Below are 16,123 nucleotides of genomic sequence, written 5' to 3'. Positions count from 1 at the left end.
GGGAGGCCCACTATGAATCTAAGAGAAGAAGTTGAAGAAATCATCAATGATAAAGAATACAGTCCTATGACAGTAAGTGAATTTCAAGATGTAATGGGACTTAGTAATGCTGATTCATTTAAAGAATTAATTAAAGTTCTAGTTGATTTAGAACAGACGGGTCAACTAGAAAGAACAAAAACGGATAGATATAAGAAGAAAAGTAACAAATCAGACCTTGTAAAAGGTACTTTGAGTCAGCACAAAAAAGGATTTGCCTTTTTAAGACCTGAAGATGACACAATAGAAGACATCTTTATCCCACCTAATCAGATTAATAAAGCGATGGATGGCGATGAAGTATTAGTAGAAGTTGTGCCATCTCGTGGAGATCATAAAGGTAAGATTGAAGGTAGAGTTAAAGCAATTACGACACGTAATATTACGCAAGTCGTTGGTACTTATACAGAAGCGAAACATTTCGGTTTCGTATTACCAGATGACAAACGTATTACACAAGATATCTTTATTCCTAAAGGTAAAAATCTTGGTGCAATTGAAGGTCACAAAGTACTAGTAGAAATTACAGAATATGCTGATGGTACACATAATCCAGAAGGTCATGTTAAAGCGATTCTAGGTCATAAGAATGATCCAGGTGTCGATATTTTATCTATCATATATCAACATGGTATTAATATTGAATTTCCTGATAATGTTATTCAAGAAGCTGAAAATGTACCAGATCAAATTAGTCCAGACGAAATTAAAGGTAGAAGAGATTTAAGAGACGAACTTACAATCACGATAGATGGTGCAGATGCGAAAGATTTAGATGACGCTGTCTCTGTAAAAGCTTTAGACAATGGTTTAACAGAACTTACAGTTAGCATTGCTGATGTCAGCTACTATGTAACAGAAAATAGTGAGTTAGACAAAGAAGCATATGACAGAGCAACAAGTGTATATCTTGTCGATAGAGTAATTCCTATGATTCCGCATAGATTAAGTAATGGTATTTGTTCATTAAACCCTCATGAAGATAGATTAACATTGAGTTGTAGAATGGAAATAGACCAACAAGGTGAAGTCATTAGACATGATATCTTTGAAAGTGTTATTCACTCAGATTATAGAATGACATATTCAGATGTAAATGCCATTATTGAAAATGACGATCAAGAAATTCGTGAAAAGTATTCAGAAATTACACCAATGCTTGATTTAGCACAACAACTATCAAAACAATTAATCGCTAAACGTAAAAGACGTGGGGAAATTGATTTTGATATTAAAGAAGCACAAGTATTGGTAGATGAAGATGGTATACCTACAGACATTAAAGTGAGAGAAAGAAATGATGCAGAGCGATTAATCGAAAGCTTTATGTTATCTGCTAACGAAACAATTGCTGAACACTTTAGTAAACTCGAAGTGCCATTTATCTATCGTGTCCATGAGAATCCAAAAGCAGAAAGATTAAACCAATTCTTTGAATTTATTTCAAACTTTGGACTTGCTGTTAAAGGTTCAAGTGAAGACATACACCCTGCAACATTACAGAAAATTGTAGAAGAAGTTGCTGGACAGAAAGAAGAAATGGTTATTTCTACTTTAATGTTAAGAAGTATGCAACAAGCTAGATATAGCGAAGATAATTTAGGTCACTTTGGTTTGTCAGCAGATTACTATACACATTTCACATCGCCAATCAGAAGATATCCTGACTTGATCGTGCATAGATTAATTCGTAAATATTTAATTGAAAAATCTATGAACAGTAAACAAATTAGACATTGGGAAGAAATGTTGCCAGATATCGCTGACCATACTTCTAAACGTGAGCGTAGAGCAATTGACGCTGAACGAGATACAGATGACTTGAAGAAGTCAGAGTATATGATTCAACACGTTGGAGAAGTGTTTACAGGTATTATCAGTTCAGTAGCGAACTTTGGTATGTTTGTAGAGCTAGAGAACACAATTGAAGGTATGGTTCATATCTCTAACTTAACAGATGACTACTACAACTTTGATGAGCGTAATATGGCAATTATAGGTGAGCGCCAAGCTAAAGTATTTAGAATTGGTGACAAAGTCGAAGTTAAAGTAATTAATGTTAACGTTGATGAGCGTATGATTGATTTTCAAATTGTTGGTATGCCAATAGCTGAAAAGAATAGAGAACGTTTAGCAAGAGAAAAAACAATCAAAGCTAAAAAACGTGGTACAGCTAAAGAACAAGATAAACCTAATAAGCATAAAAAAGGTAGAGCTAATGGTAAACAAGGCGGCAATCAAGGTAAACAAGGTAAGAAAGATAAAAAGCCTTATTACAAAGCAAAAGCTGTGAAAAACAAAGCAAGACGAAAGAAAAAATAGAAAGTAGGTGATGGATGTGCCAAAAGTTCAAAGTAAACCATTAGCACAAAATCGTAAAGCAAGCCATGATTACACAATAGAAGATACGGTTGAAGCGGGTATTGTACTTCAAGGTACTGAAATCAAATCCATTCGCCGAGGTAGTGCAAACTTAAAAGATTCATATGCGCGTGTATTTAATGGAGAAATGTATGTATATAACATGCATATCGCGCCATATGAAGAAGGTAACCGATTTAATCATGATCCATTGAGAAACCGTAAATTACTTTTAAAAAGAAAAGAAATCGATAAACTCTTTGGTATTACAAGAGAAAAAGGGTATGCATTAATCCCACTTAAACTCTACATTAAAAACGGTTACTGCAAAGTTCTTTTAGGAGTAGCTAAAGGTAAACGTGACTATGATAAGCGACATGCATTAAAAGCAAAAGAAGCAAAGCGTGACGTTGAAAGAGCAATGAAACAACGATATTAAGTAATTTGTATTGAAAAATCAATCAAAAATTGTTAAGATTAAATATACTTCTGTTAAAAGGAAGTATATTTCTTATTGAGGGGACGTTACGGATTCGACAGGGGTCCCCGAGCTTATGAAGCGTGTCGGAGGGTTGTCTTCGTCATCAACACAACAGTTATAATAACTGGCAAACAAGATAATTTAGCAGTAGCTGCGTAATAGCACTCTGCATCACCTAACCGCATCGCCTATGTGCCGTTAACGTGATTCAACTTAAGTAGGATACGCTCGTCACTGCCGTTTGAAGTCTGACGAGAAGAGATTAATCAAGCTAGCATTGTCTTCGGGTGTCAGTCCCCTGAGACAACGCGAAACCTTAACGACTAGACTACACACGTAGAAACATTTGTATCAGGATCTCTGGACGCGGGTTCAACTCCCGCCGTCTCCATATTTCACCCCATATATGACGGGGTTTGACCTAACAGGTGTCAAAAAGGTGTCAAGAGAATAATTCTCTTACTTTTTGACCCTGTTTTTTTATATTCATCAAGTAAATGTGAGAAAGTATCAAGTATTTGTGAAATTGTTTCATGTCCCAATCCCTTACTAATATATTCAACAGGCCGCAGCTAAAAAGAAACCAGGTTTAAACGCAACAGCATTACCATCATCAAATAATATATTAGCAGGTCAATATATCAACTTCTTCTCAGTAACTAAAAAAGATGGCTACTGGTGGGCAGAGTTTGAATACCCAACCAATACTAAGGCTGGTTTTCTTTATTGTACATTAGGATCTAGTACACACAAAGATGAGAGGTTAGAAAAAGAAACAAAATTATGGTTTAACTTGAAGACTACAAGCCAGAAATAGGTGTGATATAATTTTATAAGAGAAGCATTTTTTGCTTCTCTTAATTTTATTTAAAGGAGCAAAATTAAGTGAAAACTAAAATATTCAGTTTTATATTTGTTATTTTATTATCGTCTTCAACGTTATTTGAAGTAAATGCAGCAGAAATTCCTGTGCAAAATAATGATAATAGTAATTTAAGTACTAGATTTTATGTAGATACATATGCGAGTGGAACATCAAAAACTAAAAACCAAGCTATAGGTTACATAAATTCTTTAGAGGGTAAAGGTTGGGATTTTGATGGATACTATGGATGGCAATGTTTTGATTTAGTAAACTATTATTGGAACTATTTATATGGTCATGGTTTAAAAGGCGCTTATGCAAAGGACATACCATTTGAAAATAATTTTAATGGTGAGGCAACTGTATATAAAAATACACCAAGTTTTATTGCACAGCCAGGTGACTTAGCAGTTTTTAATAGTAATTATGGTCAAGGAGCAGGTCATACTTCAATTGTGACGAATGGTAATATTGATGGTAATTTGTTGAAGTTCCAAAGCTTAGATCAAAATTGGTATGGTGGAGGATTAAACAAAACCGAAGTAGCCCAAAGAGTCAATCATAACTATGATACAGAAATGTGGTTTATAAGACCGATGTTTAATAATAAATCGACAAGTGGTTGGCAACAAAACCAATATGGTACTTGGTTTAAATCAGAGTCAGCAACATTTACATCTAACACTTTAATTATTAAGAGGTATGATGGTCCTTTTAGAAGTATGCCACAGGCTGGAAGTATTACTTCAGGTCAATCAGTAAAATATGATGAAGTATGTTTACAAGATGGACATGTTTGGGTAGGTTATACAGATAGTAAAGGCAAACGTACTTATATCCCAATACGTACATGGAATGGAGTAAATCCACCAAATCACGGAGTTGGTTCGTTATGGGGTACAATAAAATAATTTATTATGGTTTAACTTGAAGACTACAAGTAAAAAGTAGTATTATAGATTTACTCTATTTAGTTTAACCACTAGGTAGTTCATACACACAAACTCCACTTCTTTTACGCAGAGTGGGGTTATTTTTTGTTATAGTATTCATAGCAACCTTTTGGTTACAAATGAAATAGTATAAAACCCTATCTGGTCGTAAACTAGCTAGGGTTATCTATATGAAAGTAATAAATTATTTCATAAAAGAAATTTTCCGAAATTAAAGTTATAAAAAAAGTTAATAGGGTATCTACTTATTATATCTTTTAATTGGGAGTGGTGTTATGAGCCAAGTTTTGATTGCTTTAAAGGGAAATAATTATTTTTTAGCTAATGAGGACTTAACTGAATTATATGATAAAGTAAAAAACATAAAAAATTCTAAGGAGAAAGCTGTATTAGTATTTGGGAGATTTGTAAACAGTGATGAACAAAATTATGATAATGGTAGTCATACAACAGCACTTCTGATGGTGGATAAAATAATAGGATGGAGAACTTTAGATTAATATAAGTCATTCTGTTATTAAATTATGAATCATTCTGAAATTAACTAATTATTTTTGTTTATTAGGTGAAGAAGTGGGTATTTATAACTTGTATCTATAATATATACAAGTATAGTTGAAGGGACCAATTTTATGAAAGAAATTAACTATCAAGATTTAAGTGATGATTTATTGTATGTTTCTACATTATTAAATCAAAAATTAAATGGAGACTTCAATAATGATGTAGAAATAGCGATATTAGAAGATTGCATTACTAAATTAAAAAGCACTATTATACAAAGTCCTGATTTTAAAAGAAAAGTGTGATTGAGTATGCTAAACTAACTTTAGACATATTAAACACATATGACTGCGAGCCTGCTTATATAAATAAGTAGGTTTTTAATTTCAATAAATAATTTTAATGATACAATAATTATAGTTTGAATCTATTATCTCCGTTTTAGATTTAAACTCATATTTAAAAATCCTTTGCAACTCACAAATAAGTGGGGTGTTATTTTAAAAAATGCAAGGTTGGTGTGCTTATGAAATTAGGTAAATATAAAATTGATTCTGTTTGGTCAAGTATTATAGGTGGATTTTTTGTTGTATCAGTATTCTTTCCATTTATGTGGGTTTCTATTTTAGTTTTACTTGTTTTTGCGATTAAGAAAGATAATGAATGATTAATTTATCATTAAACTTATATTATATTTGAAATTCAAGTTGCAAGCGAAATTACCCTTTGTAACACCTTGTGATATATCTGTACTCAATAACACTTTCTTACCATTCTCTGACACCTCTAACTTATTAATCTCACATTCAATCGTTTTATAATATCCATCTTCACAATACTTAATTGTAGCTGGTGCATCATAAAATAATTTTTGTGCGAACACATCGTTCAAATCACGTAAAGCTAATTTATCGAACACAGGCTTATCTACTTTGTTTTGGTCTTCGATAAAACCGTTAATCGTTTTATATTGTTGTGACATCGTCGCGAATGACACCCACTTAATCATCTTAAGTCATTCTGGGATATTACTATTCAAATACTTTTTAGGTATCTTACGATAATCCGTTTCATACTTATAAGGCTCTGGCATACTATGAGTAATGATTTTCAATTTAAACATCTTACGTATAGTTAGTAATTTTATTATTCGAACAAAGATTCTTTTTTTGTAAAGTTGATTTATTCGCTCAAGTGTCAAACGCGTATTAATTTAGTTATGATTAGTGATATTTCTATACAAAGTTAAATTCTTATAAACGTTAAACTTACAACATTTTACTACCATTTACATACACTAAAAAAGGATGCCGTCTGCATTATATAGCCTATAACCCTTGTGGTTATGGGCTTTTTATTTTTCATTTCCTAGTTACGCCCCAACATATAAAAATACACCCAAGATCACATTAGATTTTAGAGTGTAACAATTATAAATATTTTACTATTTCTTTTCGTGTACTAGGGTACAATGGAAATTTTAGTGAAGAATAGAAGGTTCAGCTCAAGCTTCATATGAAAGTTCTAAAGGAATTCAAAATGGAAAAGCAGACAAAGACCAACTAGCAGAAAGGTATCAATCATGGGTTAATACTGGTTTAATGACTTAAGAAGAATTAGTGAATTAACCAACCAACCTCCCACTACGTGAGGTTTTCTTATAAGGAGGAATAATGATAGAAAGGAAAAATTTCTATAAATGTTAGAATTTTGAGTGATATTTATTATGTTTTGTGATACTAATCACAATTGTTTATTCTTATGTATAATGGGGTATATTTTAAGCTAATATAATTTTATAGAAAACATGAGGAGATAACAGTGAAAAATAAAATTAAAAATACATTCGATAAATTAGTTAAAAACGGTCAACTTGAAAAAGGATTACACAAAGCAAACGATATGTATAAAAAGAAAAGTGGAAAAGACTATTCGAAGTATATAGACAAAGGCATGGATAAATTAAAGAAATAATACAAAATTTTGCGATGTAAATTTGTATATGGTAAATTAGCTCTACTTAACATTTATATAGAACTTTAAATCCTATCTAGCAGAAAAACTAGGTAGGTTATTTTATATGCATCTCAATAGTGTACAGTGATATGAAAATTGTGTTATGTTAGCTTTAAAATATTTTTGGAGGTTTGTATATGAAACAATTAGGTTTTAAGCAAGTTGATGTATTCGCGAATGAACCATTTAAGGGAAATCCTGTTGCAGTGATTTTTGATGCTGATGACTTAACAGATGAACAAATGAAAGATATAGCTAGTTGGACTAATTTATCTGAAACTACTTTTGTTTGTAAGCCTGAAGATGAACAAGCAGATTACAAATTAAGGATTTTTACTCCTAACAATGAATTGTCTTTTGCTGGTCATCCAACCATTGGATCTTCTTATGCAGTATTACAAAATGGTTTAATATCTAAAAACAAAGGTTATCTTGTACAAGAATGTGGAGTTGGTTTAGTAAAGATAGATTATACGGAAGAAAGAACATATTTTAGCTTACCTAAACCAAAAATTAGTGATATAGAACTAAAGCAACTAGATGGAATAATAGATAGCTTAGGTATAAATGGTGAAGATGTAATTCACTCTAAAAAAGTTAACATAGGAGCTGAATGGCTAACTCTACATATAAAAAATTCTAGTATTGTTAAAAGAATTGAACCTAATTTTGAGCAAATGAAAAATTACATATACGAAGGAACGACTGGTGTAACGATTTTTGGTGAAAACGAAGATGATAAAGATACAACTTTTGAAGTTCGATCATTTGCACCTAACGAAGGCGTAAATGAAGATCCTGTATGTGGAAGTGGTAATGGGTGTGTTGCAGCAGTGAATGAACTATATGGTTTGATAGTAAATAAAGAGTACTCCAATTCACAAGGAGAATGTATAAACCGAAATGGCAGAGTTTATATTAAGCAAGAAGATGGATTGAAACTTGGTGGAATTTCAAAAATCGTAATTGATGGAAAAATTAGAATAGAGAATTAAAATTTAATGAATAGGATTATATTTGCTTATTTTATAAAAGTGTAGTATTACTATATATAAGCACTTTTTAGTGCTAGTATTTCTTAATACAACTTCCAATACTTGCCCTTTCACTTTATGTGATGGGGGTTTATGATATATTTAATTAGGTGGAAGAGGTTTAACTATATAAGAGGCAGACTGCTACAGGCAGCATCCTCTTTTTTAATCTTCTAATATCTCATCTATATCTTCAATTTCTTTTACATCTACTATCTCTTCTTCAATAATCGAATCTAATCTTTTGCTAATCTCATCTTCAGACCAACCAGTTTCTTTAAGTGGCTTACTAATTTTCATAATATATTCTCCTTAGTGTGTTAGTTAATTATACACTATATCAATTAGATTAATATAGTTTTTAAAATATCTCAATAATACAAACTATTTATAATTTTAAAATATTCATTGTAGCTATATACATTTTGTGCATAATTGGTATATAATGTAAAAAGTTGATGTGATAAAATTTTAAAGGAGAATACATATGAATTTTAAAGGTTTTGAAATTCAAGTAAACTATAAAGGAAATTATGATTTTTTTACTAGTGATAATAAAGCACTTATTCTTAATCAAGATGGTGAAATATCTATATCGTTTAAAGTAATTGGTGATAGTATTTCAATTACTAGTACAAATTATGATACTGAGATTATTATTGATACAGCGAATAAAAAAGTTGAAATAAATATTCCTGATCCATTGGAATTTGAGTAAGTTAGAAAGATTAGCCCACCATAATTGGTGGGCTTTTTTTATGTATTTTTAAAAATTAACATAAAATGTATGATTAATATAGAAGGACTTCAGGAAGTGTTTTAAGATGAGTAGTTTTATAAAAAATGTTATTAAAATTATAATTCTTATTTTAATGATAATAGTTTTAGTTTCTTTTGTTCAAGGTAATATAAATACAGTAATTTTCGGGATATTTTACTTTGTTTTTATTTTTATTCTAATTTATATTGATAAATTTAGCAAAAGGAGAAGATAGTAATGAAAAAGTTATGTCTAAGTATCGTAGCAACTTCTGTTTTGTTAAGCACCTTAAGTACGGGATTACATAGTGCAAAAGCTCAGGTAACACCTATTGAAGAAAAAACTTATATTCAGGGTAATAAAATCTCTTCACAAAATATTAATGATGGAACAACATACTATGTTAAAGAAGAATTTACTGGAGATTACTCAGTTGAGACAAAAATATATAAAAATAATACCTCGACAGCTAATTCTCAAAAAGATATTGTATTGATGGCTAAAAAGAAAGCAAAATCGTACAATCAGGAAAAGCATGGAGTGGTAGTAATAAAGCTAAAAAACTTACTATCGGTGCATTAGCCATTACTATAGCAGCAATTACAAAAGTACCTGCAACTTATGCATGGGTAATTAATATCGCGAATTTCTTTTATCAAAGTACAGCGAGAACAGTTTATTATAAAGCTGTTCCTTATAGAGATGCAAATAGTTCTAAATATAGACCAACTGTTATGACTAAATATACTTTTTATAAAGATAGGGCTCATAAGAAGAAAATGGGCGCTAGAAATGTAGTTTTCAGACCATAATAAGTATTATATTTTTTTATGAAAAAGAATGGATCAGAATATAAATTATAGTTTTTAGTAATTTTATTATACGAACAAATATTCTGATTTTTTGAAGTAAATTTATTCGCTCAAGTGTCAAATATGTGTCAATTGAGTTATGATTAGTGATATTCTTTACAAAGTTAAACTCTTATAAACGTTGTACTTACAACGTTTTACTACCATTTACATATTCTATAAAAGGACGTCGTCTCCAATATATAGCCTATAACCCTTTATGCCTCAGTAAAACCCTCTCAACCGCAATGGTTGAGAGGGTTTTTGTCTTATTATTATGTACTTGTGTTTAATTTTTTAAATTTACTTTTGTAAAAAGTTACCAATACTAATGATAACCAAGATAGAATAATCACTATTTTAATAGACCAAATAATATGTGCATTATTAATATATAAGCTTGCCAATGAACTTACATTTGTAAATATTATAAGACCTCCAACACCTATTGCAAGGACACTAACTGGAAGTGATTTTACTAACCAAGCAGATATAGGAGCAGCTACTACGCCACCTAAGCTTAAGGATAATACTAAAATCCAATTGATTGATGACCAATCTAAAAATATTAAAAATCCTATCGAAGAGGCTACGGTAACAAAAAATTCACTTGCTGAAACTGTACCAACAACGTACCTTGGTTCTATTTTTTTACTTGATAATAACATAGGTGTGTTTACGGGTCCCCAGCCACCACCTCCAATTGAATCAAGTAATCCAGCTACTGCAGCTTGTGGTACTAAAACAAAATTAGATATCTTTTTTACACCAGTAATTTTTGGTTCATCTGGTTTATTTTTAAATAGAAATTGGTAAATGATATAAATACCTAAAGATAATAAGAAAATTGAGATAAATGGTTTGATGAAATCACCATTAATATTACTTAAAAAGAATGCACCTATAAATGCAGCAATTGAACCAGGGATAGCAAGTTTCAAGACTGATGGCTTGTGGACATTTTTAAATTTTAAATGTGATGTTCCAGCTGCGGCAGTAGTTAAGATTTCGGCAAAATGGACTGTTGCTGATGCTATAGCAGGGGCAACTCCAAATGTAAGTAACACTGATGCAGATGAAGCGCCATATCCCATTCCAAGGGAACCATCTACTAATTCTGCTAAAAATCCAGCTAAAGCAAATATAATAATTTTATTCATGTAATAGCCTCCAGTTAATCATTAATTATATTAATCCTATCTGTTTACTAAGGATTAGTATAAATAGTATCTTTTATTTATATTTATGTCAATAATAAATATAGATATGTTAGATGTAGATATTTATAAACTATTTAAAGTATGATGTATTTACAGTTAAATTTACTATAGTAAAACCCCTCTCAACCGCAATGGTTGAGAGGGGTCTGGCCAAACAATTATATTTAACACAAATATTTCGATAAAAAGAATTATAAATTTTAATTTTCTACTATACATATTGTTCATTATGATTATCTATAACGGAACATATGTTGCTACGAAATATATTCATGTTTTAACAATGCCATGATATATGCATCTTTGTATTTACCTTTTGTATAAAATTGTTCTTTAAGTAATCCTTCTATATTGAAACCTTGAGATTCGTATATATGAACTGCTTTTTCATTATCTGTATCAACATATAAATAGATCTTATGCATGTTTAATATATCAAATGCATAGCTCGTTGCTTTTTCGAAAGCAAATTTAGCATATCCTTTACCATTAAACTCTGGTTTAATAATTATTTGAATTTCACAATTACGATGAATATAATTAATTTCGACTAATTCTACTATTCCCACAACTTGATTCTCATCTTCTACAATAAAACGTCTTTCAGATTCGTCTAACAAATGCTTATCAAATAAATATTGAAGTTCTGTTAAAGATTCATAAGGCTCTTCAAACCAATAAGACATGATTGAATATTCATTGTTCAATTTATGGACAAATGGTAAATCACTAACTTCTAGTGCTCTAAGTTTCATATTAACACTCCTATATTTTTCTATTTCTAGTTTAACGAATGATTATAATCATTAGCAAATATATAGGGAATTTAATTTTTTTTGATTCTCTTTATTTAAATGTAATCTATTAATGTAGCTATATCATTGTCAGTTGTTGACCAACTTGTAGCGAAGCGAACTATTTTATGGTTATGATCGTATTTTTCCCATTGTGAGAATTTAACATGTTGGCTCAGTTGTTTGATTTTGTCATTGTGCATTACAAAAAATTGCTGATTCGTAGGTGAGTCTAAGTATAATTGATACCCTTTGTTAATAAAGGCTTGTTTTAATTTTAACGCCATATCTATCGCGTGTTTGCTGATTTTAAAGTATAAATTGTCAGTAAATAGTTCTGTAAATTGTACGCCTATTAATCTACTTTTAGCTAACAATGCGCCATGTTGTTTGATTAATGTCGTAAAGTGTTTAGGTTCGTATTGATTTGTGAATATAATAGCTTCACCACATAATGCACCAATTTTAGTTCCTCCAATATAAAAGATATCTGCAATGTTAGCAATATCCTCTATCGTTAAATCTGCTTCTTCACTTGCTAATCCATACCCTAAGCGAGCGCCGTCTATATATAATGGTATATCGTAAGATCTACAAACGTTGGATAACTCTTTGAGTTCTTGTTTACTATACAATGTGCCATATTCGGTAGGGTATGAGATGTAAACCATTCCAGGGTATACCATATGTTCATGATTGGCATCTTCATAAAAAGTCTCAATATAGTCTTTAACTTGTTGAGATGATATTTTGCCAAGAGTTGAAAGAAGTGTTAATACTTTATATCCACTGTGCTCTATTGCGCCAGCTTCGTGAGTACTTATATGTCCAGTGTCGGCGGCGATTACCCCTTCATATGGTTTAAGTACTGAATTGATAACGACTTGATTAGTTTGAGTACCGCCTACTAGGAAATATATAGAAGCATTTGGAGATTTTATAACTTCTTTAATTTTATCTTTAGCTTCTGCAGTAAATTGATCATTTCCATAACCAGATCCTTGTACATAATTAGTATCGATTAATCTTTGTAAAACCTTCTCATGCGCACCAGCTAAATAATCATTTTCAAAAGAAATCATTTAATTATTCCTCCAATTTAATGTGTTTATTTAAAATATTTTCAATATTATTCATTGAATCTTGAAGTTCTTTAATTTCGTTTTCATCTAAGTCCTTAATTAGTTCTTGAATCTTATCATCTGACGCTTTCTCAACATAATCATTTAACTTCACACCTTCATTTGTTAATGAAAGGTAAAAATATCTATTATCCTGTTCACTACGTTCTCTATAAACTAAGTTTTCTTTTATAAGCTTATTAATAATTCTACTTAAGTAACTTTTATCAATATTAAGTATTTTACAAAGGGATTGAGCAGTAACTTTATCGTGTCTTCCAATTTCACCTAAAGTTCTCATTTCAATTAATGAATATTTTAATTTAAATACATTATTATCGAATATCCCTAGGACTCTAGTGTAGTAACGATTAAAATGTCTAATATCTTTGATAGCCAAAACGTCCACTCCTTAATAGTTGAATTATACAACTATATAAGCATAAAATTAATAGTTGATTTTGTCAACTATTATATGAGCATTGAATAATTTAAGATTAAAATAAATAGAAAAATTGTAAGTTATTTAATTACTGATGTATTTATACTGAGTAATCATATTAAATTTTAAAAATTAAATTTAGTGCTTTCATTTTTGAGAAAATAGGTTATTATTATAGAGAATATGAAACTATTTAAGAAATATGTAATGGGAAAGAATACTGCTTTTTAGTTCTTCAATATAAAAATATATTACATGGCGGAAAGCGGAATGGATGAAATGCAAAAAAGGGAATGGGAAGAATTCCAAAATTACAAGAAAAATAAAGGGAAAAATAAAAAGAGATGGTTATGGGGTTGTGGCGGTTTCTTAGGTATTTTTATTATTTTAGCAATAATTTTTGGGGCATGCTCAATGATGTTCAGTAATGTAGATTTTGAAAGTAATGGGAATAATACCAATACGACTACTAAAAAGTCAGATGATGTAGATGAAAATAATAATGACACAAATGATGATTTATCAGATAGTAACAATGATAATGAATCTGATTCATCAAGTAATGATAATAATGATGATGATGTGAGTAGAGAATTTAAAAATGCATTAAAAAGCGCACAAGATTATCAAGAATTTATGCCTATGTCTGACAAAGAGTTATTTGATCAATTAACTTCAGATGCAGGTGATCAATATACACAAGAAGAAGCACAATATGCTATAGATAATATTGAAAACCATATATCAGATGAAGGTTCAGATGATGAAGATACTGACGATGAATATGATACTGTCACACGTAGTAATGTAATGGACATAGTAGAAGAATATGAAGGAAGTTCATTAGATACTGATACTTATACGTATAGAGAACCTGAAAAGAGAGATGACGGAAGTTGGGGATTTGCATTTTATACTAAAGACGATGAACTTGCAGGTTCATATATAGTAGATGAAGATGGCATTGTCACTAAATATGATGAAGATGGTGTAGAAGAATAAATTGAATTTGTATGATTAATAAAAAAGTCCAAGCTAATTTGATTAGTTAGGACTTTTTAAAGGCTATAACTGTATTTGAAAATGTAGTTGATTAGGGTGCCTGAAATACAGTTTAATGCAGCATTTATTTATATAAAATATTATGCTAATTTTATAAAATAAAAAAGTGAGCAAGTTAGGTAGTTGATGACTAATCTCTTATAAAGGGGTGATGCCTATGGTTATAGTTGTTACTCCTAAAAAGGAATAACATGTCGGACTATGAGATTTTAATGATAGTCTTTACTGTCATTGCTTTAGTCATGATTAAAGAAAACCAAAAAAAATAACCATCACTAACTTTGACCGAGTTTGATGGTTATTTAAGCATTTTTACAAAGTCACTGTCTTTTTAACGTACTCACTTGGGTGATGCACAATATGTGTGTCACCTTTTTTCTATATAAATATTATTATATTTCATTTATGTTGTCTGTTTCAATTGATATGTGGAAGATGTAGAAAAATAAATATAAAAAGTATATACTAATCAATTGTAATTAGATTATAATCAAGTTAATAACATTTTACTTATATAAGGGGGAGAAATATGAAAAAGCTAATTGTTTTATTTTTAACATCATTACTAATTTTAGGAGCTTGTGGAGAGAAAAAAGAAGAATCAATATTAGATCCTGCACCAAAAGAAGCGAAAAAAGACAAGAAAGAAACTAAAAAAGAAGATAAAGAAAAGAATGATTCAAAAGACAAAGAAACAACTAAGGAATCAGAACCTAATACAGAAGAAGAGTCTACTGAAGAAAATATAACTAATGAACAACAGGTCACAGAAGAAGTAAATACTACAGAACAACCACTTCAAGAACAACAAAGTGTTGAACAGCCAGTTGAACAAGAGCAAGTTTCACAGAATCAGTATAGTCAAGCTAATGAATTGAATGATTTTTGTGCTAATGCCTATCCTGAAATACCAGAACCATGTAGAACACCTGCTATTGAAGAAGCTGGAAAACAAAAATATGAAATGGAAATGCAAGCAATGGAAGATAGAGATAATGGCGTAATTTCTGAAGAAGAAAGTATGAGAAGACAAGAAGAAGCAACTCAAATTTTAGTAGATGCTCAAAGAAGTGAATTTGGTCGACCAACTAATTAAAAAATAAATTTTTATAAAATATCTGATTAACAAAAGTCCTAGCTGAATAGTTAGGACTTTTTGTTAAATAAATGACTTTAATTTATTTATAAAGATATTAAAGGATTTCTTAGTAACATTCATACGTACTGAAAATCCGGATTCAGTAGCCATATTCATGTGATTTAATCCAGAATCAAAATTTATATATATACCTAATTCTTTCTTATTTAATTGAATAATTGTAAACCAAAAATCTGGTTCATTAAAGAAATAGTCTGGAGAATTATTGGTGAAATTACTAAGTTTTAAGTTTTGAATATCATCCTCGAATAAAAGGATTTCTTTTTCAATACTAGTATTTTCATAATTTATTATCATCTTGAAAAAGTTATATTTTATATCATCGATAGTTATAGACTTAATGTGTTCAAGTGATAATAGTATATTATTTACTTTAAAATCAATATCCTTTAATGTTATAGAGCTCATAACAATATTTAATACTCCTTTCTGAAAAAGTTTAACCGCTTATAAAATTTGTA

19 protein-coding genes, 1 other RNA gene and 3 pseudogenes are annotated in these 16,123 nt (G+C 30.1%); 15 read left to right on the top strand and 8 right to left on the bottom strand.

The features are described 5' to 3' along the window. The first annotated feature begins 12 nt into the window (after positions 1–12). The 3 genes from rnr (at position 13) to ssrA (ending at position 3,275) form a co-directional block, all read left to right on the top strand. A complete protein-coding gene (rnr, locus tag MHH94_RS11270; RefSeq protein WP_058591601.1) occupies positions 13–2,361 on the top strand; it encodes a ribonuclease R in 2,349 nt (782 codons plus the stop codon). A 16-nt stretch (positions 2,362–2,377) separates the two neighbouring features. Continuing rightward, entirely contained in the window at positions 2,378–2,839 is a 462-nt protein-coding gene (gene smpB, locus MHH94_RS11265; protein ID WP_025906370.1) for an SsrA-binding protein SmpB, read from the top strand. 79 nt (positions 2,840–2,918) lie between these two features. After that, positions 2,919–3,275, top strand: a transfer-messenger RNA (tmRNA) gene (ssrA, locus tag MHH94_RS11260). A 48-nt stretch (positions 3,276–3,323) separates the two neighbouring features. Here the strand turns inward: ssrA and MHH94_RS11255 are convergent. Continuing rightward, positions 3,324–3,447 (bottom strand): annotated as a pseudogene (locus tag MHH94_RS11255) (site-specific integrase); the annotation flags it as partial. On the opposite strand from MHH94_RS11255, the gene MHH94_RS14375 reads away from it, so the two are divergent. The 6 genes and pseudogenes from MHH94_RS14375 (at position 3,438) to MHH94_RS11230 (ending at position 5,870) form a co-directional block, all read left to right on the top strand. Then, positions 3,438–3,698 (top strand): hypothetical protein, encoded by a 261-nt coding sequence (locus MHH94_RS14375; RefSeq protein ID WP_445668861.1) that lies wholly within the window; start codon positions 3,438–3,440, stop codon positions 3,696–3,698. The pseudogene MHH94_RS11255 and the gene MHH94_RS14375 overlap by 10 nt on opposite strands. 257 nt (positions 3,699–3,955) lie before the next feature. Next, positions 3,956–4,342, top strand: a pseudogene (locus tag MHH94_RS11250) (CHAP domain-containing protein); the annotation flags it as partial. Then, positions 4,325–4,657, top strand: coding sequence for an SH3 domain-containing protein (locus MHH94_RS11245; RefSeq protein WP_325888917.1), 333 nt, complete (start codon positions 4,325–4,327; stop codon positions 4,655–4,657). The pseudogene MHH94_RS11250 and the gene MHH94_RS11245, both read left to right, overlap by 18 nt. Before the next feature lie 317 nt (positions 4,658–4,974). Beyond that, a complete protein-coding gene (locus tag MHH94_RS11240; protein WP_058591600.1) occupies positions 4,975–5,199 on the top strand; it encodes a hypothetical protein in 225 nt (74 codons plus the stop codon). Positions 5,200–5,331: 132 nt separating this feature from the next. Then, positions 5,332–5,508: a hypothetical protein gene (locus tag MHH94_RS11235; RefSeq protein WP_153653758.1), complete on the top strand. Its 177-nt coding sequence runs from the start codon at positions 5,332–5,334 to the stop codon at positions 5,506–5,508. 221 nt (positions 5,509–5,729) lie between these two features. Beyond that, positions 5,730–5,870, top strand: a complete 141-nt coding sequence (locus MHH94_RS11230; RefSeq protein ID WP_167401695.1) for a hypothetical protein — start codon at positions 5,730–5,732, stop codon at positions 5,868–5,870. Here the strand turns inward: MHH94_RS11230 and MHH94_RS11225 are convergent, their stop codons facing one another. Further along, positions 5,871–6,185, bottom strand: a complete 315-nt coding sequence (locus MHH94_RS11225) for a YolD-like family protein (protein WP_058591599.1) — start codon at positions 6,183–6,185, stop codon at positions 5,871–5,873. Between the two features lie 839 nt (positions 6,186–7,024). On the opposite strand from MHH94_RS11225, the gene MHH94_RS11220 reads away from it, so the two are divergent. Continuing rightward, the gene (locus MHH94_RS11220) at positions 7,025–7,177 is read left to right on the top strand and encodes an Rv0909 family putative TA system antitoxin (protein WP_075577747.1); all 153 of its coding nucleotides are present in this window, start codon (positions 7,025–7,027) and stop codon (positions 7,175–7,177) included. A 179-nt stretch (positions 7,178–7,356) separates the two neighbouring features. After that, the gene (locus MHH94_RS11215) at positions 7,357–8,214 is read left to right on the top strand and encodes a PhzF family phenazine biosynthesis protein (protein WP_078355542.1); all 858 of its coding nucleotides are present in this window, start codon (positions 7,357–7,359) and stop codon (positions 8,212–8,214) included. A 204-nt stretch (positions 8,215–8,418) separates the two neighbouring features. On the opposite strand, the gene MHH94_RS11210 is transcribed toward MHH94_RS11215, so the two are convergent. After that, positions 8,419–8,553 carry a hypothetical protein gene (locus tag MHH94_RS11210; protein ID WP_255200998.1) on the bottom strand — a complete coding sequence of 45 codons (135 nt, stop codon included), beginning with the start codon at positions 8,551–8,553 and terminating at the stop codon, positions 8,419–8,421. Positions 8,554–8,740: 187 nt separating this feature from the next. On the opposite strand from MHH94_RS11210, the gene MHH94_RS11205 reads away from it, so the two are divergent. Together MHH94_RS11205 and MHH94_RS11200 are read left to right on the top strand one after the other, a co-directional pair. Further along, positions 8,741–8,971, top strand: coding sequence for a hypothetical protein (locus MHH94_RS11205; protein WP_048539894.1), 231 nt, complete (start codon positions 8,741–8,743; stop codon positions 8,969–8,971). Positions 8,972–9,250: 279 nt separating this feature from the next. Further along, positions 9,251–9,595, top strand: a complete 345-nt coding sequence (locus MHH94_RS11200) for a hypothetical protein (protein ID WP_058591597.1) — start codon at positions 9,251–9,253, stop codon at positions 9,593–9,595. A 544-nt stretch (positions 9,596–10,139) separates the two neighbouring features. Here MHH94_RS11200 and MHH94_RS11195 read toward each other — a convergent pair. From MHH94_RS11195 to MHH94_RS11180, 4 genes are all read right to left on the bottom strand, one after another. Further along, on the bottom strand, positions 10,140–11,024 hold the full coding sequence (locus MHH94_RS11195; protein ID WP_058591596.1) for a sulfite exporter TauE/SafE family protein: 885 nt from the start codon (positions 11,022–11,024) through the stop codon (positions 10,140–10,142). 317 nt (positions 11,025–11,341) lie between these two features. Next, on the bottom strand, positions 11,342–11,839 hold the full coding sequence (locus MHH94_RS11190; protein ID WP_048539890.1) for a GNAT family N-acetyltransferase: 498 nt from the start codon (positions 11,837–11,839) through the stop codon (positions 11,342–11,344). Positions 11,840–11,934: 95 nt separating this feature from the next. After that, complete coding sequence (locus MHH94_RS11185; protein ID WP_078355543.1) at positions 11,935–12,960, bottom strand: threonine aldolase family protein; 1,026 nt, start codon at positions 12,958–12,960, stop codon at positions 11,935–11,937. A 4-nt stretch (positions 12,961–12,964) separates the two neighbouring features. Further along, positions 12,965–13,399, bottom strand: a complete 435-nt coding sequence (locus tag MHH94_RS11180; protein WP_107609521.1) for a MarR family winged helix-turn-helix transcriptional regulator — start codon at positions 13,397–13,399, stop codon at positions 12,965–12,967. Between the two features lie 651 nt (positions 13,400–14,050). Here MHH94_RS11180 and MHH94_RS14370 point away from each other — a divergent pair. Beyond that, positions 14,051–14,443 (top strand): annotated as a pseudogene (locus MHH94_RS14370) (Ltp family lipoprotein); the annotation flags it as partial. Positions 14,444–15,032: 589 nt separating this feature from the next. Next, the gene (locus MHH94_RS11170; protein ID WP_340841131.1) at positions 15,033–15,599 is read left to right on the top strand and encodes a hypothetical protein; all 567 of its coding nucleotides are present in this window, start codon (positions 15,033–15,035) and stop codon (positions 15,597–15,599) included. Positions 15,600–15,662: 63 nt separating this feature from the next. Here MHH94_RS11170 and MHH94_RS11165 read toward each other — a convergent pair whose 3' ends face one another. Continuing rightward, positions 15,663–16,070, bottom strand: a complete 408-nt coding sequence (locus MHH94_RS11165; protein ID WP_232156564.1) for a hypothetical protein — start codon at positions 16,068–16,070, stop codon at positions 15,663–15,665. Between the last annotated feature and the right edge of the window lie 53 nt (positions 16,071–16,123).

Origin of the sequence: Mammaliicoccus sp. FSL K6-3158 (assembly GCF_038005105.1) — a bacterium.
GTDB lineage: Bacteria > Bacillota > Bacilli > Staphylococcales > Staphylococcaceae > Mammaliicoccus > Mammaliicoccus sciuri.
This window is presented reverse-complemented; position numbering and strand designations above follow the sequence as displayed.

Excerpts from the sequence above, each read along its gene's own strand:
- MHH94_RS11230 (WP_167401695.1), top strand. The coding sequence starts at position 5,730 with ATGAAATTAGGTAAATATAAAATTGATTCTGTTTGGTCAAGTATTATA.
- MHH94_RS11200 (WP_058591597.1), top strand. The coding sequence starts at position 9,251 with ATGAAAAAGTTATGTCTAAGTATCGTAGCAACTTCTGTTTTGTTAAGC.
- MHH94_RS11225 (WP_058591599.1), bottom strand. The coding sequence starts at position 6,185 with ATGTCACAACAATATAAAACGATTAACGGTTTTATCGAAGACCAAAAC.
- MHH94_RS11215 (WP_078355542.1), top strand. The coding sequence starts at position 7,357 with ATGAAACAATTAGGTTTTAAGCAAGTTGATGTATTCGCGAATGAACCA.
- MHH94_RS11165 (WP_232156564.1), bottom strand. The coding sequence starts at position 16,070 with ATGAGCTCTATAACATTAAAGGATATTGATTTTAAAGTAAATAATATA.
- MHH94_RS11240 (WP_058591600.1), top strand. The coding sequence starts at position 4,975 with ATGAGCCAAGTTTTGATTGCTTTAAAGGGAAATAATTATTTTTTAGCT.
- MHH94_RS11245 (WP_325888917.1), top strand. The coding sequence starts at position 4,325 with ATGTGGTTTATAAGACCGATGTTTAATAATAAATCGACAAGTGGTTGG.
- MHH94_RS11190 (WP_048539890.1), bottom strand. The coding sequence starts at position 11,839 with ATGAAACTTAGAGCACTAGAAGTTAGTGATTTACCATTTGTCCATAAA.
- MHH94_RS11170 (WP_340841131.1), top strand. The coding sequence starts at position 15,033 with ATGAAAAAGCTAATTGTTTTATTTTTAACATCATTACTAATTTTAGGA.
- MHH94_RS11210 (WP_255200998.1), bottom strand. The coding sequence starts at position 8,553 with ATGAAAATTAGTAAGCCACTTAAAGAAACTGGTTGGTCTGAAGATGAG.
- MHH94_RS11185 (WP_078355543.1), bottom strand. The coding sequence starts at position 12,960 with ATGATTTCTTTTGAAAATGATTATTTAGCTGGTGCGCATGAGAAGGTT.
- rnr (WP_058591601.1), top strand. The coding sequence starts at position 13 with ATGAATCTAAGAGAAGAAGTTGAAGAAATCATCAATGATAAAGAATAC.
- MHH94_RS11195 (WP_058591596.1), bottom strand. The coding sequence starts at position 11,024 with ATGAATAAAATTATTATATTTGCTTTAGCTGGATTTTTAGCAGAATTA.
- MHH94_RS11235 (WP_153653758.1), top strand. The coding sequence starts at position 5,332 with ATGAAAGAAATTAACTATCAAGATTTAAGTGATGATTTATTGTATGTT.
- MHH94_RS11205 (WP_048539894.1), top strand. The coding sequence starts at position 8,741 with ATGAATTTTAAAGGTTTTGAAATTCAAGTAAACTATAAAGGAAATTAT.